The sequence below is a fragment of the Saccharothrix lopnurensis genome, from assembly GCF_042658445.1.
Lineage (GTDB): Bacteria > Actinomycetota > Actinomycetes > Mycobacteriales > Pseudonocardiaceae > Actinosynnema > Actinosynnema lopnurensis.
Map to the genome: position 1 here is coordinate 163,815 of NZ_JBHSQO010000003.1, position 23,321 is coordinate 187,135.

At 74.7% G+C, this 23,321-nt stretch carries 23 protein-coding genes; 11 read left to right on the forward strand and 12 right to left on the reverse strand.

The window, feature by feature from the left end:
- The first annotated feature begins 11 nt into the window (after positions 1-11).
- The 3 genes from ACFP3R_RS04495 to ACFP3R_RS04505 are packed head-to-tail and all read left to right on the forward strand — an operon-like array spanning position 12 to position 1,658.
- Positions 12-278 carry a WXG100 family type VII secretion target gene (locus ACFP3R_RS04495; RefSeq protein ID WP_380633107.1) on the forward strand — a complete coding sequence of 89 codons (267 nt, stop codon included), beginning with the start codon at positions 12-14 and terminating at the stop codon, positions 276-278.
- Positions 271-951, forward strand: coding sequence for a hypothetical protein (locus tag ACFP3R_RS04500; protein WP_380633109.1), 681 nt, complete (start codon positions 271-273; stop codon positions 949-951). Before ACFP3R_RS04495 ends, ACFP3R_RS04500 begins: the two co-directional genes overlap by 8 nt.
- Positions 952-980: 29 nt before the next feature.
- Positions 981-1,658, forward strand: coding sequence for a pentapeptide repeat-containing protein (locus ACFP3R_RS04505; RefSeq protein ID WP_380633111.1), 678 nt, complete (start codon positions 981-983; stop codon positions 1,656-1,658).
- On the opposite strand, the gene ACFP3R_RS04510 is transcribed toward ACFP3R_RS04505, so the two are convergent.
- Complete coding sequence (locus ACFP3R_RS04510) at positions 1,585-2,355, reverse strand: helix-turn-helix transcriptional regulator (RefSeq protein WP_380633113.1); 771 nt, start codon at positions 2,353-2,355, stop codon at positions 1,585-1,587. The two genes, ACFP3R_RS04505 and ACFP3R_RS04510, sit on opposite strands and share 74 nt — an antisense overlap.
- A 55-nt stretch (positions 2,356-2,410) precedes the next feature.
- Between ACFP3R_RS04510 and ACFP3R_RS04515 the strand changes: the two genes are divergently transcribed.
- Positions 2,411-3,154 carry an ESX secretion-associated protein EspG gene (locus ACFP3R_RS04515; RefSeq protein WP_380633115.1) on the forward strand — a complete coding sequence of 248 codons (744 nt, stop codon included), beginning with the start codon at positions 2,411-2,413 and terminating at the stop codon, positions 3,152-3,154.
- Positions 3,155-3,217: 63 nt separating this feature from the next.
- On the opposite strand, the gene ACFP3R_RS04520 is transcribed toward ACFP3R_RS04515, so the two are convergent.
- Genes ACFP3R_RS04520 through ACFP3R_RS04535 form a run of 4 tightly spaced genes read right to left on the reverse strand, consistent with a single transcriptional unit; the run spans position 3,218 to position 5,542 of the window.
- Positions 3,218-3,505 (reverse strand): hypothetical protein, encoded by a 288-nt coding sequence (locus ACFP3R_RS04520; protein WP_380633117.1) that lies wholly within the window; start codon positions 3,503-3,505, stop codon positions 3,218-3,220.
- Positions 3,493-3,783 (reverse strand): YbaB/EbfC family DNA-binding protein, encoded by a 291-nt coding sequence (locus ACFP3R_RS04525; RefSeq protein WP_380633119.1) that lies wholly within the window; start codon positions 3,781-3,783, stop codon positions 3,493-3,495. The genes ACFP3R_RS04520 and ACFP3R_RS04525 overlap by 13 nt, the downstream gene beginning before the upstream one ends.
- The gene (locus tag ACFP3R_RS04530) at positions 3,780-4,793 is read right to left on the reverse strand and encodes a CHAP domain-containing protein (RefSeq protein ID WP_380633121.1); all 1,014 of its coding nucleotides are present in this window, start codon (positions 4,791-4,793) and stop codon (positions 3,780-3,782) included. The genes ACFP3R_RS04525 and ACFP3R_RS04530 overlap by 4 nt, the downstream gene beginning before the upstream one ends.
- Positions 4,793-5,542: a type VII secretion target gene (locus ACFP3R_RS04535; RefSeq protein ID WP_380633123.1), complete on the reverse strand. Its 750-nt coding sequence runs from the start codon at positions 5,540-5,542 to the stop codon at positions 4,793-4,795. Before ACFP3R_RS04535 ends, ACFP3R_RS04530 begins: the two co-directional genes overlap by 1 nt.
- Before the next feature lie 118 nt (positions 5,543-5,660).
- Here ACFP3R_RS04535 and ACFP3R_RS04540 point away from each other — a divergent pair, with 118 nt between their 5' ends.
- Positions 5,661-6,980 (forward strand): replication-associated recombination protein A, encoded by a 1,320-nt coding sequence (locus ACFP3R_RS04540; protein ID WP_380633367.1) that lies wholly within the window; start codon positions 5,661-5,663, stop codon positions 6,978-6,980.
- A gap of 45 nt (positions 6,981-7,025) precedes the next feature.
- On the forward strand, positions 7,026-7,754 hold the full coding sequence (locus tag ACFP3R_RS04545; RefSeq protein ID WP_380633124.1) for an SAM-dependent methyltransferase: 729 nt from the start codon (positions 7,026-7,028) through the stop codon (positions 7,752-7,754).
- Between the two features lie 52 nt (positions 7,755-7,806).
- On the opposite strand, the gene ACFP3R_RS04550 is transcribed toward ACFP3R_RS04545, so the two are convergent.
- The 7 genes from ACFP3R_RS04550 to ACFP3R_RS04580 are packed head-to-tail and all read right to left on the reverse strand — an operon-like array spanning position 7,807 to position 17,954.
- The gene (locus ACFP3R_RS04550; RefSeq protein ID WP_380633126.1) at positions 7,807-9,021 is read right to left on the reverse strand and encodes an McrC family protein; all 1,215 of its coding nucleotides are present in this window, start codon (positions 9,019-9,021) and stop codon (positions 7,807-7,809) included.
- A complete protein-coding gene (locus tag ACFP3R_RS04555; RefSeq protein WP_380633127.1) occupies positions 8,975-11,254 on the reverse strand; it encodes an McrB family protein in 2,280 nt (759 codons plus the stop codon). The genes ACFP3R_RS04550 and ACFP3R_RS04555 overlap by 47 nt, the downstream gene beginning before the upstream one ends.
- Before the next feature lie 60 nt (positions 11,255-11,314).
- Positions 11,315-13,069 carry an IucA/IucC family protein gene (locus ACFP3R_RS04560; protein WP_380633129.1) on the reverse strand — a complete coding sequence of 585 codons (1,755 nt, stop codon included), beginning with the start codon at positions 13,067-13,069 and terminating at the stop codon, positions 11,315-11,317.
- A complete protein-coding gene (locus ACFP3R_RS04565; RefSeq protein ID WP_380633131.1) occupies positions 13,062-14,333 on the reverse strand; it encodes a lysine N(6)-hydroxylase/L-ornithine N(5)-oxygenase family protein in 1,272 nt (423 codons plus the stop codon). The genes ACFP3R_RS04560 and ACFP3R_RS04565 overlap by 8 nt, the downstream gene beginning before the upstream one ends.
- Positions 14,330-14,905 (reverse strand): GNAT family N-acetyltransferase, encoded by a 576-nt coding sequence (locus ACFP3R_RS04570; protein WP_380633132.1) that lies wholly within the window; start codon positions 14,903-14,905, stop codon positions 14,330-14,332. The genes ACFP3R_RS04565 and ACFP3R_RS04570 overlap by 4 nt, the downstream gene beginning before the upstream one ends.
- Positions 14,902-16,563, reverse strand: a complete 1,662-nt coding sequence (locus tag ACFP3R_RS04575) for an IucA/IucC family protein (protein WP_380633134.1) — start codon at positions 16,561-16,563, stop codon at positions 14,902-14,904. Before ACFP3R_RS04575 ends, ACFP3R_RS04570 begins: the two co-directional genes overlap by 4 nt.
- Positions 16,560-17,954 carry a pyridoxal phosphate-dependent decarboxylase family protein gene (locus ACFP3R_RS04580; protein ID WP_380633136.1) on the reverse strand — a complete coding sequence of 465 codons (1,395 nt, stop codon included), beginning with the start codon at positions 17,952-17,954 and terminating at the stop codon, positions 16,560-16,562. The genes ACFP3R_RS04575 and ACFP3R_RS04580 overlap by 4 nt, the downstream gene beginning before the upstream one ends.
- A 253-nt stretch (positions 17,955-18,207) precedes the next feature.
- Here ACFP3R_RS04580 and ACFP3R_RS04585 point away from each other — a divergent pair, with 253 nt between their 5' ends.
- The 5 genes from ACFP3R_RS04585 to mltG are packed head-to-tail and all read left to right on the forward strand — an operon-like array spanning position 18,208 to position 23,320.
- Positions 18,208-18,603 (forward strand): DUF948 domain-containing protein, encoded by a 396-nt coding sequence (locus tag ACFP3R_RS04585; protein ID WP_380633137.1) that lies wholly within the window; start codon positions 18,208-18,210, stop codon positions 18,601-18,603.
- Positions 18,600-18,863, forward strand: a complete 264-nt coding sequence (locus tag ACFP3R_RS04590; RefSeq protein ID WP_380633139.1) for a hypothetical protein — start codon at positions 18,600-18,602, stop codon at positions 18,861-18,863. The genes ACFP3R_RS04585 and ACFP3R_RS04590 overlap by 4 nt, the downstream gene beginning before the upstream one ends.
- A gap of 56 nt (positions 18,864-18,919) precedes the next feature.
- A complete protein-coding gene (gene alaS / locus ACFP3R_RS04595; protein ID WP_380633141.1) occupies positions 18,920-21,592 on the forward strand; it encodes an alanine--tRNA ligase in 2,673 nt (890 codons plus the stop codon).
- Complete coding sequence (ruvX, locus tag ACFP3R_RS04600; RefSeq protein WP_380633143.1) at positions 21,579-22,091, forward strand: Holliday junction resolvase RuvX; 513 nt, start codon at positions 21,579-21,581, stop codon at positions 22,089-22,091. Before alaS ends, ruvX begins: the two co-directional genes overlap by 14 nt.
- The gene (mltG, locus tag ACFP3R_RS04605) at positions 22,088-23,320 is read left to right on the forward strand and encodes an endolytic transglycosylase MltG (RefSeq protein ID WP_380633145.1); all 1,233 of its coding nucleotides are present in this window, start codon (positions 22,088-22,090) and stop codon (positions 23,318-23,320) included. Before ruvX ends, mltG begins: the two co-directional genes overlap by 4 nt.
- The last annotated feature ends 1 nt before the right edge of the window (position 23,321 follow it).

The window sequence follows — 23,321 nt, forward strand, 5'->3', positions numbered from 1 at the left end:
CCCGGTCGGGGATGAGCGACGGCTACCGGGTCGACCCGGACACCCTGACCGCCTTCGCCGCCCGGCTCGACGAGACCGCGGACGAGGTGCGCGCCGCGGCCGCCTCCCTGGAAGATCCGGTCGGCGACCTCGGTCCCGAGGGCATCACCGAGGCGGTCGACCACCTCGTGGCCGAGTGGGCGCGGGTGTTGCGCGGTGTCGGGCTGGACGTGGTGGCGGAGGGGCTGCGCGCGGCGGGCAACAGCTACCGCGAAGCGGACGAGTGGCGTCATGACTGACTACCGCGGCCTGGGGTTCGACCCGACCCCCGGCCACGCGGGCGCGGTGGCGGCGGCGAGCGAGCGGTGCGCGGCGGCCTTCGCCGACCCCGGACCGCCGCCGGAGGGGTGGACGGGTGCGGCGGCGAACGGGTTCAGGACCCGGTTGGAGGCGGTGGTGTCGGAGCTGACGGCGGTGCGGCGCGCGATGCGGGCGGCGGCCGAGGTGCTCGACGACTGGGCCACCACGCTGCTGGGCAACCAGCGCCGCGCGGAGGAGCTGGACCGGCGCGCGGTGCGGTTGCGTCGCGAGCTGGCCGACGCCGCCGACGAGGTCGACCACACCGGCGCCCTGGCCCGCTTCACCCCCTCCCACGCCGCGGCCCACCAGGAGGCCGTGGCCCGGCACGACGAGCTGAGCGCCAGGCTGGACGAGGTGCTCGACGAGGCCCGGACGCTCGCGCGGGACCACCGCGCGGAGGCCCGGCGGGTCGCCGAGCGGCTGCGCGCCGAGGAACCCCGGACCGCCGTCGCTGGTGCCCAGACCGCTGTCGTGGATACCCGGACCGCCGTCGCGGACGCCCTGACCGGCTTCTCCTCCCTCACCGCCGAGCTGGCGTCCGTGCTGCTCGGCCCACCTCGACCGGCGCCCTCCGCGGGCGCGGCGGCGGCGTTCCGGGCGGGCCTCGGGTGAGACTGGCTCCCGTGCCGGGGGTGACCCCGGTGGCACTAGGCACCCCCGAACGCACCGCCGCCGAGCTGCTGGCGGTGCTGCGCAGGCTCAAGGGCTCCCGCGACCCCGGCCTGGAGGTGTCCGCGACGCAGGCGGCGGAGCTGGCGCACCGGCACGGCGCGGGCCTGCTGGCCGTGGTCGAGCACCCGGACGCCGACCCGGCGCTGCTGATGGCGGGCGTGGTGCCGGTGGACCGGCCCGCCGGACCCGACGAGCCCGCCTTCCACCTCGACGGGCCGGCGATCCGCGAGGTGACCAGGGGCGAGACCGCCACCGGCTACCCGGTGGTGATCGTCGAGCGCATCCCGGTGACCGGGCCCGGCGCGCAGCTCCAGGTCGTGGTGACCGACCCCCACCACCCGCGCGTCGTCGTGTTCACCCTGCACTCGCCGAGCGGCCGCGGCTGGCTCGACGTCGCGGGGGTGGCGGGCCGATTCGTGTCCGGGGTGGAGTTCGACGCCCCCGACCTCGCCGGCACCGACCTCGCCGGCACCGACCTCGCCGGCACCGACCTCGCCGGCACCGACCTCGCCGGCACCGACCTCGCCGACGCCGACCTCACCGACGCCGACACCGACGTCACCGCCCCCGACGTCACCGCCCCCGGAACTCGCTCGGCGTCCGGCCGACCACCTGGCGGAACGTCCGGGAGAAGTGCGCGGCGCTGACGAACCCGCAGTCCCTGGCGATCTCCCCGATCCCGCGCGCGGCCTTCGCCGGGTCCGCCAGCAGCGCCTTGGCCCGGTCGATCCGCAGGCCCCGGATGCGCTCGGACACGCCCTGCCCGTCGTCGAACAGCTGGTAGAGCCGCCGGCGCGAGATGAACAGCGCCTCCGCGATCCGGTCCGCGCCCAGGGTCGGGTCGGCCAGGTGCTCGCGCATGTACTCCAGCGCCTCGCGCCGCCGCGCCGCCGGTGAGTCGACCCGGTCCAGCTCCGCCCGCAGGGCGCTGCGCAGCACCAGCTCCGCCAGCCCCAGCAGGTGGTGCGCCATGCCGTGCGGGTCCAGCACGTGCGCGGCGGCCAGCACGTGCGCCACCGCGCCCGAGAACACCGACCGCAGCGCCGCGTCCACCGGCACCGGCTGGAACATCAGCGGCTTGAGCTCCCCGAACCCGATGGTCAACCGGGTCTCCGCGACGGTCAGCATCACCACGCCCACCGGCAGCACGTGCAGCGAGCAATCGGGGAACCGAAGCGCGGTCCCGGTCGCCGGCACCCCCTTGGGCACGGTGCAGCGCAGCAGCAGTTGGAGGTGCTCGGGCGCCGACGCACCCCCGTTGAGCGCGGCTTTGGCGGCGGCGGCGCCCGAGGCCCGCACCGTCAGGAAACCGCCCTCGACGTCCACGCCCGGCAGCCTAGCCACCGGTGTCGCCCCTCCCGTCCGCACGAGTTGGGGGCAGCGACTACCTTCGTGCCCCATGGCGCGACGTTCGGCGACCGGTGTGGTGCTGACCCACCTGGAGTTCGACCTGCTGTGGGAAGACCTCGGGACCGGCGAGCCGCCGTACCCGCTGGAGGTGCCCTCGCACGGGGAGACCCAGGACGAGCGGGACGCGCTGGGCGGCGAGGTCCTGCGCACCCTCACGGAGGCGGGCCTGGCCGACGGCGAGGAGGTCTCGCCCGAGCTGGAGGACCTGTTCGGCCGGCTGGCCCACGGCTCCACGTCGGTGGACGCGCTGGTCTTCCGCCCCACCCCGTGGCGGGTGCTGGCGACGGCGCGCGGCCCGCGCGGCGTCCTGGCCGTGCTGAACGACCACGAGGTGGCCCTGGAACCCGTCACCGACCTGACCGCGGCCGTCACCCGGGTCATCGGCGACGCCCCGGCGGGCCCTGGTGAGCCGGTCTCCCTGCCGCGCCCGGCCTTCTCGGCCGCGATGGACGCCTACGCCAGGTCCGGCCACGCGGGCATGGAACGCGCCCTCGCGCAGGCCCGCGTCACCGGCCGCGCCACCCGCGCCATCACCACCCTGGTCGACTCGCCCCGCACCGCGAGCGGCCAGCTGGCCGTCACCGGCCCGGCCGGCCGCTCCCCGGTCCTGAGCTGGACCGACACCGCCGCCGGCCGCTACGCGATGTCCACCGACGACACGGGCTGGGTCCGCGTCACCCCCGCCGACACCGCCTGGCTGGCCCGCCACCTGACCACCCTCCTCACCCCCTAGAACCCCGCGAGTCGTACGTCCAGACCCCGCGTGTCGTACGTCCAGGACCCCCGAGTTCAGCGTTCAGGCCCCCCGAGTCGGGTGAGCCCCGGGTGACAGGGGCTCCAGCAGCTCCGCCGGCACCACCTCGCCGACCACCGCCAGCCCCTCCGCCAAGGCCCCCTCGGCGGCCTCGTCCACCAACCCCCGCACCACGCCCGCCAGCTCCGCCGGGCGCAGCGCCAGCGCCTCCCGCGCGAACGACAGGTCCACCAGCTTCCCGTGCAGGTCGACCACCACGGTCACGCCCCGCCCCGACGCCTCGCAGCGGACGGCGTCCACCCTCTCGCCCAGCCCCATCACACCCGCCACGTCTCGGGGATCGTGTCCTCGACCGACTCGGCCATCCGCGCCTCCACCCCCAGCCCGAGCGCGTCCACCTCGCCCACGGCCCGCCGCACCCGCGCGTTGGCCCGCGCCGTGGCCGTGTCGACCAGCGCCAGGACCGCCCTCGCCAGCCCCGCCTGACCCAGCCGCAGCGAACGCTGGTCCAGCACCAGGTCGCGCAGCCCGCCGCCGGGTCCCACCTCCACCGAGATCCCGGTGTCGGGGTCGTGCGCCCGCGCGGTGATCGGCGCGTCCCCGGTCACGGGTGCACCCCGCCGTAGAACGTGGCCGAGCTGAGCCGGTGGGTATTGCGCCGCACCGCGTCGCCCGAGTTGCCCTCGATCAACGTCACGGTGCCGCCGGAGACCTTCTCGACGATCCCGATGTGCTTGCTGGTCGCCGGGCTGCCCGGCCCCGTCCCGAACAGCAGCACGTCACCCGGCTTCACCGCGCTCAGCGAGGTGTACGCCTTGCCGTTGCGCTGCCCCCACCGGAACACGTCGCCGGTGAACGGCAGCACCGGGATGTCCACCCCGGCCTTGCGCCACATCGCCGTGGCGAACGACGAGCACCACGCCGCCGTCGGCCCGTACGGGTTGCGGTTGCTGCCCGGCGGGTTCTCCCGGACGCCGAGCTGGCGCCGCGCCGCCGAGATGATCGTCCGGGCCCGGCCGCGGGCACGGGCGTCGGACGGGCTGGTGCGGGACCGCTCGGGCCGGGCGTCGGCCACGCCGTCGTGCTCGACGTCCTTCTCCAGCGCGCGCAGCCTGCGGGCGGCGTCCTCCATCTCGCCCCGCACCTCGCGCACCGCCGCGGCGGTCTCCCTGGTGTACTTCGGCTCCAGGTCGGCGGCCCGCGCCACGGCCTGGAGCACCGCCGCCCGGGTGCCGACCGCCCGGCCCGCGTCGAGCAGCCGCGTCGCCTCGTCCAGGTACTCCTCGACGGCCCGCCGCGCCCGCCCGTGCCCGGTGGTCAGGGCGGCCGACACCCCGGCGACGACCCGCTCGGCGTCCCGCGCCGCGTCGGCGGTCGTGCGCAACTGCCCGCCCAGCCGGTTCGCGCGCTTCTCGAAGCCCTCGGAGTTGTCGCCCCGCCAGTGCTCCAGCACCGTCTTGGCGGCCTTTGCCTGCTCCTCCTGGTGGTCGGTGAGGCCCGCCGCGGTCCGGTTCAGCGCGTACTGCGCCTTCACCGCGTCCTCGGCCTTGCCCGCCAGCGCGTTGCGGTGCCCGATCATGCTCTCCGCGAAGTGCCGGGCGATCGCACGGGTGTCCACTAGCCCTCACCCCCTCCGGTGACGCCCCGGCCGCCGTTCAGGGCGCGGGCGTTGTCGTCGTCCTGGTCGCGGTACGACCTGGCGGACCTGGACGCCGACGTGGCCAGCGCGTCGGTGTTGTGGGCGACGCCCTTGACCTGCTTGCGCAGCGCCGCGCCGAAGCTGTCCAGCGCCTCGGCGAAGCCGGACTGCCTGCCGACGCGCCCGAAGCTGTCGTCGGCGATCTCCCGGACCTCGCGCACGTGGCCCCGGCCGAGCGCGGTCAGGTCGTCGGCGGTGCCGCGCGTGCGCCGCGCGTAGTCGCGCAGCACGCCCACGTCCACGGAGAACCCGCCCCCGGACCCACCGCGCCCGCCACCGCCACCGCCGGAGCCGCCGCGCTTCATCGCCGCGACCCCGCGCCGCGCCTCGTCCAGGTGCCGCCGGTACTTCCCGCTCGTGTAGGTCGTCCACGGCGTCCACGACCGACCGTCGCCGGAGATCCTGTTGGCCGCCTTGGCGTTCTCGCGCGGGTCGAACAGCTCCCGGTTGGACCCCAACCCGAACTCGCGCCGCCGCGCCGGCCCCATGGACCCCAGCATGTTGATCTGCCACAGCCCGTAGGAGTTGTCGGGCGGGGTGTCGTTGTGGGCGCGCGGGTCGCCGCCGGACTCGGCCAGCGCGACCGCCACCGCGATCGTCAGGTCCTCCCCGCGGAAGCCGGCCGCGTGCGCGTGCCGGGCGATCTCCTCCGGGCTCAGCTCGCTCATGCCGGTCACCCTGCCCGCCCGGCGCCCGCCACCGGAACCACCGCTGCACGCTCGGACAGCACCCGTGCACGGGACGACTACAGTCGAACACGTGGACGAAGGGCTGTTCGACCAGGGCTTGTTCGGCGCGAGCGAGGAGGAGAAGGCGTCACGCATCGCCGCCAACGCGCCGCTGGCCGTGCGGATGCGCCCGCGGACCCTCGACGAGGTCGTCGGGCAGGACCACCTGCTCGGACCGGGCGCGCCGCTGCGCAGGCTGGTCGAGGGCTCGTCACCGGCCTCGGTCATGCTCTACGGCCCGCCGGGCACCGGCAAGACCACCCTGGCCACGCTCGTGTCCCGGGCCACCGGCCGCCGGTTCGCCGCCCTGTCCGCGCTGTCGGCCGGGGTGAAGGAGGTGCGCGCGGTCATCGACGAGGCGCGCCGCCGCCTGGTCCGCTCCGGCGAGTCGACCGTGCTGTTCATCGACGAGGTGCACCGGTTCTCCAAGACGCAGCAGGACGCGCTGCTCGGCGCGGTGGAGGACCGGATCGTGCTGCTGGTCGCCGCGACCACCGAGAACCCGTTCTTCTCGGTCGTCTCGCCGCTGCTGTCCCGGTCCCTGGTGCTCCAGCTGCGCCCGCTGACCGACGACGCGGTCCGCGCCCTGGTCCGGCGCGCGGTCGCCGACGAGCGCGGCCTGGGCGGCGCCGTCACCGTCGAGCCGGCCGCCGAGGACCACCTGGTGCGCCTGGCCGGGGGCGACGCCCGCCGCGCGCTGACCGCCCTGGAGGCCGCCGCGGACGCCGTGGACCCCGGCGGGGAGCTGGACCTGGCGACGCTGGAGGCCACGGTCGACCGGGCGGCCGTCCGCTACGACCGGCAGGGCGACCAGCACTACGACGTGACCAGCGCGTTCATCAAGTCCATCCGCGGTTCGGACGTGGACGCCGCGCTGCACTACCTGGCGCGGATGATCGAGGCGGGGGAGGACCCGAGGTTCATCGCCCGGCGGCTGGTGATCCACGCCAGCGAGGACGTGGGCATGGCCGACCCGAGCGCGCTGCCGGTGTGCGTGGCCGCCGCGCAGGCCGTGCAGCTGATCGGCCTGCCCGAGTGCGCGCTGAACCTGGCCCAGGCGACCGTGCACCTGGCCACCGCGCCCAAGTCGAACGCGGTGACCACGGCCATCGGCGAGGCCATGGCGGACGTGCGCAAGGGCGCGATCGGCACGGTGCCCGCCCACCTGCGCGACGGGCACTACGCGGGCGCGGCCAAGCTCGGCAACGCGCAGGGCTACCGGTACCCGCACGACGTGCCGGAGGGCGTGCTGACCCAGCAGTACCCGCCGGACGACCTGGTCGGCCGCGACTACTACGAGCCGACGGGCCGCGGCGCGGAGCGCGTGCTCGCCGAACGCCTGCCCAGGCTGCGCCGCGTGGTGCGCGGCCAGGAGTAGGGAAAATCCGTTCCCGATCGTTCCCGCGTCTGACACGGTGTGGCGGTGACGGACGTCCCGGCCAACGGCCATGCCCTCCTCGACTTCAACTCCCCGTTGTCCGACGCCAAGGCGTTCGACCTGGTCAACAGCCTGCACCTGGCGCCGGGGCAGCGGATCGCGGACTACGGCTGCGGTTGGGCGGAGCTGCTGCTGCGGGCGGTCGAGCACGCCCCGGGCACGCACGGCCTCGGCGTCGACAGCGACGAGCACGCGATCGGGAGGGGCCGGGCGAACGCCGGGGCCAGGGGCCTGGCCGACCGCGTCACCCTGGAGCCGGCCGACGCCACCACCTGGACCACCGACCCGGCCGACGTGGTGATCAGCATCGGCGCCTCCCACGCGTGGGGCGGCACGAGGGGCGCCCTGGAGGCCATGCGCTCCCGCGTGCGCCCCGGCGGCACCCTCCTGCTCGGCGACGGCTTCTGGGAGCACCCGCCGAACCCCGTCGCGAGCGCGATCTTCGGCGAGGAGGGCTTCGGCACCCTGGCGGACCTGGTGGACCTGGCCACGACCCGCGGCTACCGCCTGCTCAACCTGGCCACCGCGACCCCGGACGAGTGGGACGCCTTCGAGTCGCGCTGGTGCGCGTCGCGCGAGCGCTGGCTGCTGGCCAACCCGGACCACCCGGGGGCGGCGGAGGTCCGCCGCGTCGTCGACGACCACCGCGAGGGGTGGCTCAAGGGCTACCGCGGCGCGCTGGGCTTCGCCTACCTGACCCTGGCGCGCACCTAGGACCCCGGCCGCCTCGCCCGGCCGGGGATACCGGGCGAGGTGGCCGAACCGCTCATCCGGTGACCAGGTCCCTCGCCTCGTCCGCGACCGCGCGCACGGACGCGGTGATGTCCTCGGGGGAGCCGCTCAGGTCGATGCCGACCACCGAGATCGTGGTGCGGCCGTCCACCAGCCGGTACCGCGTCGCCCCGCCCCCGGTGGCGTGGACGAGCAGCCCGAACGGCACGCCGAGCGCCGTGCAGTAGGCGTGCGCCTGGTACAGGTCCGCGTTGCCCGGCCCCCGGTCCAGCCTCTTGTACTTCACGTCAGCGACCAGCGCGGGCACCCCGTCGCGCAACCACAGCACGTCCGGTTCCAGCCGGACGCGCCCCTCCCGGTCCAGCACCACCCGGTCGGACGGGCGGGCCTTGCGCACCACGCCGTCGAGCTGCTCGCGCAGCGCCCGGCGCGCGAACCGCTCGAACAGGTCGTTCATGTCGACCAGCACGCCGTGCGCGCGGTGCGCCCCGGCCGAGTGCGTGACCGACGAGTGCGCGAGCACCAGCAGCGCCAGCTCCACCGCGTTCCGGTACCGGGCGTTGAGCGGGTTCCAGGTGATTCCCGGGGGAGCGGACCACGCGGTGCGCGGCAACGACGCGACGTGCCCGCCGAACCGGGCCAGCGCCCGGCTCACGTGCTTTCGCGCGCCGGGGTCCGCCACGGCCGCGCGCACGTGCCGCAGCGCGGTGGCCACGACGCGGTTCTCCGGGACGTCCTCGGTGTAGTCGTCGTAGCTCACCTCGGCCGGCACGAACCGCCCCTGCCGGGCGCGCACCTGGTCCTCGACCCGCCACCGGCCGCGCACGACGGCCAGCGCCTCGTCCCGCCGCCGGTAGCCCTGGAGCACCCCGGCCCGGGTCGCCCGCAGCGCGGATTCGGCCAGCAGGTGCGCCATCGCGTCCACGGCGTCCGCGACGCCGTCCACCGGCACCCGCTCATCCCGCCAGGCCAACCGGTCGGTGGCCCCGGACAGCAGGTGCAGCAGGCCGCGCACGTCCACCTTGGGGTGTATGCGCACGGTGAGGTCGTCCACGCGCAGGAACCCGACGTGGTGCCCGGCCGTCAGCGTCCACCGGGAACCGCCCTGGTAGTCGGCCCGCAGCGAGGGGACGGCGGCCCGCAGCGCCCGCACCTGCGCCGGGCTCACCCCGTCGACGTCGGTCGACGCGTACTCGCGGAGCTCAACCGGCGGCACGGAGGACGTCGAGGTCGAAGGCTGCCAGCTCACGCTCGTCGAGCACTTCGCCGAGGTAGGGGAGCACGCTGTGCCGCCAGATGCGGGCCAACCACTTCTCGTCCAGGTCGGGGCGGAGGAAGAAGCTCGGCCCGATCGCGCGCTCGTGGGCCCGCAGCATCCCGTTGGCCCGGTCGACGAGGTCCGCGACCCAGGCCATGCCCGGCACGTGGCCCGCGAGCCAGGTCCGCAGCAGGTCCTTGACGGGACCGCTGACCGGGGACAGCTCCACGAAGTAGAAGCGCCTGCGCAGGGCCGCGTCGACCAGGGCGATCGACCTGTCGGCCGTGTTCATGGTCGCGATGATCCGCAGGTTCCCCGGCATCGCGAACCCCTCGTCGGAGTACTGCAACCGCATCGGGGAGTCGCGGTACTCCAGCAGGAAGTACAGCTCGCCGAACAGCTTGGCCACGTTGCCGCGGTTCAGCTCGTCGATGATCAGCACGTGGGTGCTCGCCGAGTGCCGGCGGGCGTGGTCCGCGAGGTGCTTGAGCGGCCCCTCCCGCAGCTCGAACCCCTTGCCGTCGGGGCCCGGCCGGAAGCCCTCCACGAAGTCCTCGTAGCTGTAGGAGGGGTGGAACTGCACCATCTCCACCACGCCGTCCTCGCCGGCGACGTGCTTGGCCAGCGCCCGGGCCAGGAACGTCTTGCCGGTGCCGGGCGGGCCGTGCAGCACCAGCTGCCGCTTGTCCGCCCACAGCTCCTCGACCTCGGTCAGGAACGACTCGGGCAGGCTCAGCCGCTCGGCCAGCGACCCCGTGGGCTGGGCCGCAACGGGGACCTCGCCGCGCCACCTCGCGAACTCGGCCTTCCGCTCGGGCGACCAGCCCGCCGCCGGGTCGCGCTTCACGATCCACCACACGAGGGTCTGCGCGTCCAACCGGTCGCGCAGCTCGAGGTCGTTGCGCGCGGCCTGCTCGATGAAGTCGTCCAGCCACTCCAGCACGCGTTCGTAGGTCGTCGACTGGCCCTCGTCCTCGTTCGGGAACGTGGTGCCGGTGAGCTCGAACGCCTTGCCGAACGCGGTCGCGACGTAGGGCGGGTGGTTGGCCGGGTCGGAGCCCATGAGCAGGGACGCGGCGATGGAGAGCCCCGTGCCCGCCCGGTTCACCGCGCTCGGCGGCGCGTGGTGCACGAAGCTCTCGATGCGGTCGCCCAGCTCGCGCCGCTCGTCCCACAGCGCGGTCAGCGCCTGCGCCGCGTCCTCCGGGTGCCGCTCGACCCAGTCGGTGAACGGGGCGCGCGAGAAGCGGTGCACGAGGTTGGCCCGGTGGTTCATCGCGACGCGCAGCCTGCCGGGCCAGTCCGGGGAGCGCCGGTCGAGCGCCTCCCGCGCCTCGGCCAGCAGCCCGGCGGCGGCGAGCTTGTCCTCGCGGTCCCCGTTGTCGAGGCCCACGTCGGCGGCGACCCGCCGCGCCCAGAGGAGCCAGTTGTCCCACGCGGTGCCCCCGCCCCGCCACTGCGGGAGGAGGCGCTCGTCGTAGAAGTCGAAGTCGGGGCCGTGGTGCGGGGTCAGGCCGGCCCGGACCTGCTGGAGCTGCCGGTCGACGTCCTCGGTGGGCGCGGTGACCAGGACCGCCCACTTCTTGGCGATCAGCCGCTTGTGCTCGCGCGAGACGATGGCCTCGAACGTCCGCGGGTGGAACAGGTGCAGCAGGGCGTGCCGCTGTGAGTGGGCGCCGGTGGGGCGCAGCCCCTCCACCACCTCCTTGAACGGCCACGGCCCCGACAGGACCCGCCACCGCTGGTTCACGTCCATCGCGGTGAGCGCGAGCCCGAAGTTGACCAGGCAGCTCAGCTGCACGTCGCGGCGGGTGAGGTAGAACGTGCCCGGGTTCAGGAAACCGAGGTCGAGGGCGCGGTCCACGGCAGCGGGCAGCGGGGTGCCGCCGTCGCCGCTCCACGACCGGACCGCGGCGATGAGCTCGCGCTTGCGCTCGCCGCCGGTGGTCTTCGTGACCAGCAGGTGCAGGGCGAGCAGCTCGGCCATCAGCCGCACCGGACCGGCGCCCGCGCCGGCCAGCTGATCCGCGAGCTTGGCCAGGAACGGCCGCTTGCCCAGGTCGGGCCGGTCCACGAACCGCTCACGCAGCACCTCGAAGTTGTCCCTGGTCCAGACCGCCTCGCCGGGCAGGAAAGCCGAGGTCCGCTCGTGCGCGGCGGCGCGGTACAGCTCCACCGCCTCGTAGATCCCGGGATCGGCCGTCCTGCGCCTGCCCACGACCATGCTCAGCGACCTCCCGCGCTCGACACCACGGTGGGGTGATCGTGATCGCCTCCGGGAGGGTTACCACCCGTCCGGCGGCGCCACCGGCTCCACCCCGTGCAGCGGGTTCGGCACGGTCCCGGCCCTCGGCACCGGCGGCCGGGCCGCCAGGTCCCGGTACCCCAGCGTGACCCGGTAGCTGTTGAGCGGGTACCGCAGGAACTCGGCGCAGGTCAGCGATCCCTCCTCCATCCGATCGGCCACCCCCGGGAACCGCGCCCGGTACGCCTCGACCTCCCCGCGCACCATCCCCCAGAACCTCTCCGGCGCCAACGGGTACAGCGAGGCCAGCGGTCGGAAGACGCCCACCAGCAGCGCGTCCACGACGTACTGCCGCAGCACCGCCCACGGCTTGCGCGGCAGCACGGGGGCGTCCGAGTCCGGGTCCAGTCCCCGCGCCGGCACCCGCTCCACCGACACGTTCACGTCGTCCACCAGGTCCAGCAGCGCCACCCGGACCGGCAGACCGCCCTCGTCGACGACCACCACCACGTTCTCCCCGTGCGGGTTGAAGGTGATCCCGTACGCGTACAGGAAGTGGATCAACGGCCGCAGCAGCGCCCGCAGCAGCGCCGCGAACCACACCGCCGGGTCCGTCCCGCCCACGTGCTCCAGCACCAGCGGCCGCCCGGCGCGGTCCACGTGCAGCAGGGCCGCCAGCGACCACGCCCGCTCGCCGGGCCCCAGCGCAACCGGCTCGCGCCAGATGCACCCCAGCGTCTCCAACCACTGGTAGGGCACCTCCCCGGCCCGCGACAGCTGCGGGTGCCGAACGGTCACCGAGGCGACCTCGCCCAGCAGCTGCGTCCCCCACGACCCGACGAGCTCGTCCGCGTCCCACAGACCGCGCAGCCACTGCGTCACCACCGGCGCGTGCAGCGTGCAGTGCGGCGGGATGCCGCGGTACACCGACGTGTTCAGCACCTTCAGCGGCAGCTTGACCTGGTAGCGCCCCGGCGAGTCCACGTTGGACATGCTGCGCACCGACTGCGTCGGCAGGTACCAGTCCGGCCCCTCGCCCAGCTCCACGATCCGACCCAGCGCCAGTTCCGGCGCCCACAGCACCCGCACCACGTGGTCGAGCTGCCACGGGTGCACGGGCAGCCACACGTACGCCGACGGCTCGACCCCCGCCTCCCGCAGCACCTCGGTGAACCGCTCGACCGTCGCCGGGTCCAGCTCGTGCCCCCGCACCGCCAGCTCCGACAGCTCCGGCGTGCCCCGGAACTCCGCCGGCCCCCGGTGCACGGCCAGCCACGGCAGCCGCACCGGGGTGCGCGACTCCGGCGCGTGCCGGGCCACGTCGTCGGCGGAGAAGCCGACCCGCCCCTTGTTCGCGATCAGCCACGGGTGCCCGGTCAGGTGCCCGTCCAGCTCGGCCTGCGGCAACGCCGCCAGCTCCGCGACCGGCCGCGCCGTCGCGGCCAGCTGCACGTCCGCCGCCAGCGTCGAGGTCACCTCGGCCAGGAACCCGGCGGTGGTGGCGGGGTCGACCCCCAGGTGCCGGAAGGCGTCCACCACGAACCGCTGCACGTCGTCGCACGGCTCGACCACGTCGTCGCCGAGGATGCCGGCCGCGCCGCGCCGCACCGACCCGGGGACGACCTCCCACCCGCCGAACGCCGTGCGCCGCGCCGCGAACGCGTACACCGCGTCGTCGAACCGCAGCTCGTACCCGCCCGCCGTGCCCGAGGGCGTCAGCAGCGCCTCGAAGCACAGCTCGCCGATCGCCTTCGCCAGCAACGCCGCCGAGCACTCGCGCCACAGGTCAGTCAACGGTCTCTCCCGGTGCGGTGAAGCTGGTGTAGGCCGTGTGCGCCGGCAGCGGGTACACCTCGCGACCGGCCACCGCGTTCAGGATCGTCGCGTTGCGCACCGCCCCGATGCCCAGGTCGGGCGCCGCCACGCCGTGGCTGTGCAGGTCCGCGTTGGCCACGAACACCCGCCCGCCGATCGCGGGGTCGATCTCGATCGAGTGGTCCAGGGCGACGACGTAGCGACCCTGGTCGTCGCGCCGCACGAACGGCTCCAGCGGCGCCAGGAACGGCGTGGGCGCCTGCCGGTACCCGGTGGCCGCCACGACCAGGTCGGTGACGTGCCGGAACGTCCGCCCGGTGTCGCGGTGCAGGCACTCCAGCACCACCCCGTCACCCGACACCGCCGACGACACCACCGACACCCCCGGCCGCAGCTCGACCGGCGCCAGGCCGTGCTCCCACTCCCGCCGGTACAGCAGGTCGTGCAGCTCGTCCAGGGTCTCCGAGGAGATCGCCCGGTAGTGCCGCCACTGCTCGGCCCGCAGCGCGTCCCGCCGGTCCTGGGGCAGCGAGTGGAAGTGCCGCACGTACGCCGGGGTGGTCATCTCCAGCACCAGCCTGGTGTAGTCCAGCGGCGCGAACACGGGCGTGCGCGTCAGCCAGGACACGGCCGGCCGGCCGTCGGACAGGTTGCGCCGCAGCAGGTCCAGCACCACCTCGGCCCCGGACTGCCCCGAGCCCACCACGGTCACCCGCTCCCGCGACACGTCCCGGTGCAGGTAGTCCGAGCTGTGCGCCAGCCGGTCGCCGAGGCCGGCCAGCGCCGGGGGCACGTGCGGCGCCGTCCCGACCCCGAGCACCAGGTGCCGCGCCTCCACCGCGAACCCGGGCCCGGACACCGCGAACCGGTCCCCGGCCCACTCGACCGAGGACACCCCGTGCGAGAACCGCACCGGCAGCCGCGCCGCCGCCCACCGCAGGTAGTCCTCGTACTCGCGCCGCGTCGGGTGGAACCGCTCCCGCACGTAGAACGGGTAGAGCCGGTCGGCGTCGCGCAGGTAGGCCAGGAACGACAGCGGGTGCGCGGGGTCCACCAGCGTCACCAGGTCCGCCAGGAACGACACCTGGAGCAGCGCGTCCGGGAACATCACCCCGCTGTGCCAGCGCAGCTCCGGCCGCGCCTCCAGCACCACCACGTCCACGTCGGGCACGGTCGACGCCAGCGCGGCCAGCCCGAGGTTGAACGGCCCGCACCCGATGGCCACCACGTCGTGGGTGGTCATCGCGACCGCACCATCAGCAGCGCCACCTTGTCCGGCAGCAGCACCTCGCCGACCGGCGCGAACCCGCCCGCGGTGAACGAGCTGATCGCCCGCCGGTTGCGCACGTCCGGCTCCAGCAGCACCCGCGTGCACCGCGGGTCGGCCGCGAACAGCGCGTCGGCCAGCTCCGGCAGCAGCGACCGCACCAGGCCCCGGTCGGTCATGCCCAGCTCGCCCACGGCGACGTGCAGGCCGATGTCGTGCGGCCGGGCCGGGTACACGCCGGCCACCACGTCGCGCGCCGCCCGGTACACCTCCAGGTACATCACCGGGTCGCCGTCCAGGTCCACCAGCACGGGCAGCGAGTGCACGCCGGCCAGCTGGGTCCGCAGCTCCTCGGCCCAGCGCTCGCGCGGCCACGCCTGGTGCCAGAACGCGGCCACGTGCGGCGACTGCATCCAGCGGTGCACCAGGGACAGGTCGCGCCCGGGGTCGGCGGCCCGCGCGCGCCACCGGCCGGTCAGCACCGGCAGCGGCGGGCCGGGCACGCCGGACAGGTCGTCGGTCGGCCGGTAGGCGTCGAGGTGGGTCACCGGGCGCACCCGACCTCCCGCAGCGGGTTGGGCGCGTCGAAGTACACCGACTGCGCGTCCAGCGGCGCCAGCACCTCGTCGATGCCCTCCAGCCTGGTCAGCAGGTTCCCCTTGCACGGCAGCGAGTCGGCCTCCAGCCAGCGCCGCGCCAGCCGGTCGCCGTCCGGACCGGCCTCGGCCAGCGCGGGCAGCGCGGACCTGAGCCGGGAGGCCACGACGCCGAGCAGGTCCCGCTCGTCGGCCAGGCCCTCCACCCCGAGGCACCCGATCACCGCCAGCGCCTGGTTGCGCAGCAGGTAGTACGTCAGCCGGTCGTCCACCACCGCATCGTCCACCACGGCCAGCGTCGACGCCTCCGCGCCGAGCCGCTCCAGCACGCGCGGCAGGTGGGACGCGGCCAGGTAGTAGCCCTGGTTGTCGCGGTACCGGCCGCCGACCACGCGCCCGGCCGGGTCGAGCCGCACCAGCGTGTTCTGCTGGTGCGCCTCCAGCCCGATGCCGGTCTCGGCGTAGAGCCGCAGCATCGGCACCAGCACGTGGTCGGTGTACGCGGCGACCCACTCGGCGGCGTTGAGCCGCGCCACCAGCTCGCCCAGCAGCGACCGCCCGATGCCGGGGCGCGGTGCGACCAGCCCGGCCAGGCACCGGGAGTCGCCGAGGTCGGCGGGCGACTCGCGCACGGCCACGTCCAGGCCGGTCACGTCGCCGCCCTCGTCCACCGCGAGCCACGCCGGGTCGCGCACCACCGAGAACTCCGGGTGCGCCTTCTCCGTGCCGGTCGCGTACCCGGACTCCAGCAGCAGGTGGACCTCCGACCCGCGCCGCAGCTCGGTGGCCGTCGACTCGCGCCGCGAGTTGGTGATCCGCAGGCCCAGCGACAGCTTCAGCATCACCGGCGCGCCCGTCCGGTACACCGTCCGCAGGCTGGAGGTCGGCGACCACTCGGGCCCGAACTCGCCCAGCGGCTCCAGCAGCCCGCGCGAGACCAGCGAGGCGATCCGGGGCCGGCTCAGCAGGTCGTGCGCCTGCCACGGGTGCGCGGGCACCAGCACCCGCCCCGGCTCGGGGACGCGCCCGGCCAGCTCGGCCATCAGCGTCACCGCGTCCGGGCCGGCCACCGAGCCGTGCGAGACGACCTCCTCGGCCGCGGCGAACCAGAACAGCGGGAACGAACCGCGCAGCTCGGGGGAGTAGCGGGCGTTGTCGGCGTCGGACAGCCCGTCCCGGCTCTTGGGCGCCGGGTGGTGCAGGTGCCCCAGCAGCAGCCGCTGCTCGGCGTCCAGGAACCGGTCCGCGGGCCCCACCGGCAGCCGCCGGCGGTGCTCGACGAACCCGGTCACCCGCCGCACCGACTCGGCGGTGCGCTCCACCAGGTCGGCGGTGTCGCCGCCCAGCTGCGCGCCGACCAGCGCGATCGCCACCACCGGGTCCGCGGGCTTCCCGGCCAGGGTCACCGGGCCGAACCGGTGCCACCCGGTCGGCGAGCGGTGGCGGACCTCCGCCTCCAGCGGCAGCCCGAGCACGTCGACCCGCACCCGGTCCCCGACCGGCACGCCGAGCTCCCGCACCCAGCAGCGCAGCAGCGCCTCCAGGTGGGCGTGCTCGGCGGCCCGCCGGGGGTGGTCCTTCAGCGGTTCGTCCAGCGGGTCAGCCCTCATGCCACGCCCTCCACCAGTCGTTCGGCCGCCGACCCGGCCTCGCGGACCAGGGCGAGCAGCGCCACCAGGTCCGCCTCCCGGGCCTCGGGGTTGAGCAGGGTGAGCTTCAGGCAGGTCGCCTTGTCGACCTCGGTGCGGCCGACGAGCGCCTCGCCCGCGCGCAGCAGCCGGCGGCGCAGCCGCGCGTTGACCTCGTCCGACCGCGCCTCGTCCGCGGTCCGGTAGCGGAACACCACGGTCGTCAGCACCACCGCGCCGACCAGCTCGAACGCCGGGTCGGCGGTGATCAGCGCGGCGGCGTGGCGGGCCAGCTCGTGGCAGCGGTCCACCAGCGCGCCCAGGCCGGCCCGGCCCAGCGCGAGCAGCGTCGCGGCCACCTTCACCGCGTCCGGCCGGCGCGTGGTCTGGAGCGTGCGGCCCAGCGTGCCGTCGTAGCCCTCGGCCCGGTCGTCCTCGGGGTTGAGGTAGGCCACCGACCGCTCCAGCGGCCCGAACAGCGCCGCGGAGCGCACCAGCAGCACGCTCGCCGCGGCGGGCTGCCAGCCGATCTTGTGCAGGTCCGCGGTCACCGAGTCGGCCAGCGCGAGGCCGTCGACCAGCCCGCGCAGCTTCGCGGAGAACACCGCGCCGAACCCGTAGGCGGCGTCCACGTGCAGCCAGGTGCCGTGCGCGCGGGCGAGGTCGGCCAGCTCCGGCAGGGGGTCCACGGAACCGAAGTCCGTGGTGCCCGCGGTCGCCACCACGGCCACCGGCGTCCCGCCCGCGCCGGTGATCGCGCGCAGCATCGAGGCCAGCGCGTCCGGCCGCATCCGCCGGTGGGCGTCGACCGACACCGGCCGCACCGCGTACTCGCCCAGGCCCAGCGCCGCGCAGGCCCGCTGCACCGAGAAGTGCGCGACCTCCGAGCAGAAGACCACCGGGTCGGGCAGCGCGGCCACCCCGTCGGACCGCGCGTCGATGCCGAGCCGCGCCGCCGCCGCGTCCCGGGCGAGCAGCAGCGCGGTGAGGTTGGACAGCGTGCCGCCGGGGGTGAACACGCCGTCGGCGCCCGGCCCGAACCCGGCCAGCCGGGTCAGCGCGGCCACCACCCAGCGCTCCACCGCGAGGGCGGCCGGCCCGGAGTCGTAGGTGTCCAGGGAGGCGTTGCCGGCGCCGGCCAGCGCGTCCGCCGCGACGGCCACGGCCAGCGGCGGCGGTTGCAGGTGGGCCGCCGCCAGCGGGCTGGTCAGGTCCACCCCGTAGGCGGCCAGCACCCCGGCCACCCGGGCCAGCGCGGCGTCCGCGCCGAGCCCGTGCTCCGGCACGTCGCCCAGCGCGCGGCCGGCCGCGGCCAGCACGTCGCGGGGCGCGCCCGCGGGGATCGGTCGTCCGGAGGGGCTGGGGGCGAACACGGCACCTCCGACACTTGGCAAGGTAAGCCTTACCTCATCTACTCCGCGTGGTCGTTGTCAACCTCTTTGTGACGATCACTCCGAATTCCACGCTAGCCGCCGCCCCCCGGCTCGGAGGCGACGCCAAATGGGGGGTCTTGGTCGCCCCGTCCCACCACGTGGCACGGCTCGCGCGCGATCTCGTTCGGACCCGCCGAACCGGGCGCGGTAACCTTGACCGCCACTTCCGCCCAGCAAGCCCCCAGGAGGATCCGTGTCGCCAGGGCAGATCGCCGCGCTGGTCGCTGCCGGCGCGTTCGTGCTGCTGGTGGTCCTGCTGGCGATCCCGTTGATCAAGCTGGGCCGCACGCTGGACGAGGCGACCATCGCCATCCGCAAGGCGCACCAGAACAGCGACCCGCTCTTCACCGGCGCGAACGCGACGCTCTCGCACGTGAACGCGCAGCTGGAGCGGGTGGACGGGATCACCGCGAACGCCCGCGCGGTCACCGGCAACGTCTCCGCGCTGACCTCGCTGTTCACCGCCACGCTCGGCGGTCCGCTGGTCAAGGCCGCCGCGCTGTCCTACGGGTTGAGCAAGGCCATCCGGGCACGGCGCGCGGCCGACGACGCGCCCAAGAAGCACGCACGACGCAGGGGCAGGCGATGAGGCGGTTCTTCTGGTTCGGGCTGGGCATCGCCGCGGGCGTGTTCGCCACGCGCAAGGCCGGCCAGGCCGCGCACGCCGCCACGCCCGCGGGCATCGGCGAGAACGTCGGCCAGGGCCTGCGCGAGCTGGCCGGGGCCCTCGGAGCCTTCGGCGCGGACGTGCGCGCCGGCATGTCCGAGCGCGAGCAGGAGTTGCACGACACCGTGGAGCGGCAGACGGGCTCCGCGCCGGGCCGGCGAGCGCGCCGGGCGGACGACTGAGGTCGGTCGTCCGCCCCGCCACGCCCCGAGCCCACCTCAGTCGTTAAGGGAAGACCGTGCAGACCCACGAGATCATCAAGCGCTTCCGCGAGCACTTCGAGAGCGCCGGCCACACCGTCGTGCCCAGCGCCTCGCTGCTGCTGGACGACCCCAACCTGCTGTTCGTCAACGCCGGCATGGTGCCGTTCAAGCCCTACTTCCTCGGTGAGGCCCCGCCGCCGTACCGGCGCGCCACCAGCGTGCAGAAGTGCGTGCGCACCCCCGACATCGACGAGGTCGGCAAGACCACCCGCCACCTGACGTTCTTCCAGATGGCCGGCAACTTCAGCTTCGGCGACTACTTCAAGGAAGACGCGATCCGGCTGGCCTGGGAGCTGGTCACCAAGCCCCAGGACCAGGGCGGCTACGGGTTCGACCCGGAGCGCATCTGGGTGACCGTCTACCTGGACGACGACGAGGCCGCCGACCTGTGGCAGAAGGTCGCCGGGCTGCCGCCCGAGCGCATCCAGCGCCGCGACGTCGAGGACAACTACTGGTCGATGGGCGTGCCCGGCCCGTGCGGCCCGTGCTCGGAGATCTACTACGACCGGGGCCCCGAGCACGGCGCCGAGGGCGGCCCGGTCGTCGACGAGGACCGGTACCTGGAGATCTGGAACCTGGTCTTCATGCAGAACGAGCGCGGCGAGGGCGGGGCCAAGAAGGACTACCCGATCCTCGGCGAGCTGCCCGCCAAGAACATCGACACCGGCATGGGCGTCGAGCGGGTCGCCATGCTGCTCCAGGGCGTGGACAACGTCTACGAGACCGACCTCGTGCGCGCCGTGATCGCGCAGGCCGAGGAGCTGTCCGGCCGCCGGTACGGCGCGAACGAGACCGACGACGTGCGGTTCCGCGTCATCGCCGACCACGCCCGCTCCGGCGTGCTGCTGGTCGGCGACGGCGTCACCCCCGGCAACGAGGCCCGCGGCTACGTGCTGCGCCGCCTGCTGCGCCGCATCGTGCGCTCCTCGCGCCTGCTCGGCGTGCGGGAGCCCGTGCTGGTGCGCTTCGCCGAGCTGGTGCGCGACACCATGGGCCCCGCCTACCCCGAGCTGGTCAGCGGCTTCGCCCGGATCGAGCAGGTGCTCAAGGCCGAGGAGGAGGCGTTCCTGCGCACCCTCGACGCCGGCACCCGGATCTTCGAGGGCGCCGCGGCCGCGGTGAAGGCCGAGGGCCGCGCCACCCTGCCCGGCGACAAGGCGTTCCAGCTGCACGACACCTACGGCTACCCGATCGACCTCACCCTGGAGATGGCCGCCGAGGCGGGCCTGAGCGTGGACGAGGACGGCTTCCGCGGGCTGATGGCCGAGCAGCGCGCCCGCGCCAAGGCCGACGCCGCCGGCAAGAAGACCGGCCACGGCGACCAGACCGTGTACCGGGAGCTGCTGGAGCAGGGCCCCACCGAGTTCACCGGCTACACCGAGCTGGCCAGCGAGGCCACGCTGCGCGGCATCATCAGCGGCGGCAAGCGGGTGCGCTCGGCCCGCGAGGGCGACCTCGTCGAGGTCGTGCTCGACCGCACACCGCTCTACGCCGAGTCCGGCGGCCAGGAGAGCGACGCGGGCACCATCGTGACCGCCAACGCCGAACTGGAGGTCGTCGACGTCCAGAAGGTCGCCCGCAAGCTGTGGGTGCACCAGGTGCGCGTGCTCAGCGGCGAGGTCGCCGAGGGCGAGCAGGTCGAGGCCAGGGTGGACGGGGAGTGGCGCGTCGGCGCCCGCCAGGGCCACTCCGGCACGCACGTCGTGCACGCCGCCCTGCGCCAGGTGCTCGGCCCGTCGGCGCTCCAGAGCGGCTCCTACAACAAGCCCGGCTACCTGCGCCTGGACTTCGCCTGGACCGGCGGCCTCTCCGAGGGGACCCGCAGCGAGATCGAAGAGGTCTCCAACCTGGCCGTCCGCAAGGACCTGCCGGTGCGCGTGGTCTACACCGACATGGGCGGCGCCCAGGACATGGGCGCGGTCGCCCTGTTCGGCGAGACCTACGACGAGACCGTGCGGGTGGTCGAGATCGGCGGCCCGTGGTCGCGCGAGCTGTGCGGTGGCACGCACGTCGAGCACTCGTCCCAGATCGGCCCGATCACGGTGATCGGCGAGTCGTCCATCGGCTCCGGCGTGCGCCGCCTGGAAGCCTACGTCGGCATCGAGGCGTTCAAGTACCTGGCCAAGGAGCGGTCCCTGGTGCAGAACGTCGCCGCCGTGCTGAAGGTGCCCGACGCCGAGGTGCCCGCCCGGGTCGAGGCCCTGGTGGAGCGGCTGCGCGTGGCCGAGAAGGAGCTGGAGCGGGTCCGCGCCGCCCAGTTGCTGTCCTCCGCCGGCTCGCTCGCCGAGCAGGCCCTGGACGTGCGCGGGGTGTCCCTGGTGGCGCTGGCCCTGCCCGAGGGCACGGCCGCCGGCGACGTGCGGGCACTGGCCGGCGAGGTCCGCAACCGGCTGGGCGGCAAGCCCGGCGTGGTGGGCCTGTTCGCCCCCGACGGGGAGAAGGTCAGCTTCGTGGTGGCCACCACGCCGGGCGCCCGCGACCTCGGCCTGGCCGCCGGCAAGCTGGTGCCCGCGTTCGCCCCGGCCGTGGGCGGTCGCGGCGGCGGCAAGCCCGACCTGGCCCAGGGCGGCGGCACGAACCCCGCCGGCGTGCCGGAGGCCCTCGTGGCCCTGCGCGCCGAGGTGGACCGCGCCCTTGACCGGGTCTGACCGCCCCGGTGTCGACGACCCCGGCCTCGGCCGGCGGCTGGGCGTCGACGTCGGCGCGGTGCGCGTGGGGGTGGCGGTGAGCGATCCGGGTGCGTTCCTGGCCACGCCCCTGATCACCCTGTCGCGCAACGAGAGGACCGGCCGGGACCTCGCTGACCTGGCCGGACTCGTCGTCGAGCACGAGGTGGTCGAGGTCGTGGTCGGCCTGCCCCGCACCCTGGCGGGCAGGCACGGGCCGGCGGCGGAGAAGGCGACGGCGTACGCTGCGGCGTTGGCCGAGCGCGTGACCCCGGTGCCGGTGCGGCTCACCGACGAGCGGTTGACCACCGTCACGGCGAGCCGGGTGCTCTCCGAGCGCGGGGTGCGAGGCAAGAAGCAACGTGCTGTCGTGGACCAGGCTGCCGCGGTCGAGATCCTGCAGTCCTGGCTGGACGCGCGGGCTCGACACGTGGCCCGTTCCGCCGAGGAGCGGGCCCCCGGACCGAAGGACGGCTCGTGAACGACGACCTCGGGTTGTTCACCGATCCCGAAGCGCGGCAGGACGAGCGCTCGCGCCGCCGGAGCAACGCGGCCGCCGCGGCGGCTCGGCGTGCCCAGCGCAGGCGCAAGCGCACGATCCTGTGGGTCGTGGTGGCGCTGGTGCTCGTGGGCGGTGGCGCCGGCGCGTACTACGGGTACCGGTCGCTGAGCGGCATCGGCTCCTACGAGGACTACGCCGGCGCCGGCGAGACCGACGTGGTGGTCGAGGTCAAGGACGGCGACATCGTGTCGGCCATCGCCGCCACGCTCAAGGCGCAGGACGTGGTGGCCAGCCAGCGGGCGTTCACCGAGGCGGGCGCCGACGACGCGCGGGTCACCGCGATCCAGCCGGGCTTCTACCTGATGAAGACCAGGATGTCCGGCGAGGCCGCGGTGGCGCGGATGGTGGACGAGTCATCGAAGATCACGCCGCTGGAGGTCAAGGGCGGCTACGTGCTGCACGACCTCACCGCGCTGGACGGCTCGACCACCAAGGGCATCCTGTCGATGCTGGCCGACGCCTCGTGCGTGGAGCTGGACGGCGCGAAGAAGTGCGTGCCGGTCGACCAGCTGCGCGACGCGGCGGAGAACGCGGACCCGGTCGCGCTGGGCATCCCGGAGTGGGCGCTCGCGGCGGTGCGCAAGGCGCCGAAGGAGAACCGGCTCGAAGGGCTGGTCCTGCCGGGCCTGTACCACCTCGACCCCGGCGCGGACGCCATCGGCCTGCTCAAGAGCGTGATCACCACCTCGCTGAACCGCCTCCAGGGCTACGGCATCCCCGGCGGCTCCGACAAGACCGGGTTCCGGCCCTACGAGGTGCTCGTGCTGGCCTCGCTGGTGGAGAAGGAGGGCGTGACCTCCGACTTCGGCAAGGTCTCCCGGGTCATCTACAACCGGCTCGAAGCCGGTCAGCTCCTCGAACTCGACTCCACGGTCAACTACAAGCTGGACCGGCCGCACATCACCACCAGCCCCGAGGACCGCGCCCGCTCCGGGCCGTACAACACCTACAGCGCGGGGACCAAGGGCCTGCCGCCGACGCCGATCGGCTCGCCCGGCGAGAAGGCCGTGCAGGCGGCGATCAACCCCGAAGAGGGCCCCTGGCGGTACTTCGTGAAGTGCCAGACGGACGGCACCTCGTGCTTCAACGAGACCTTCGAGGAGCACGACGCGGACGTGTACGACGCCCGGTCGAGGGGTGTCTTCTGAC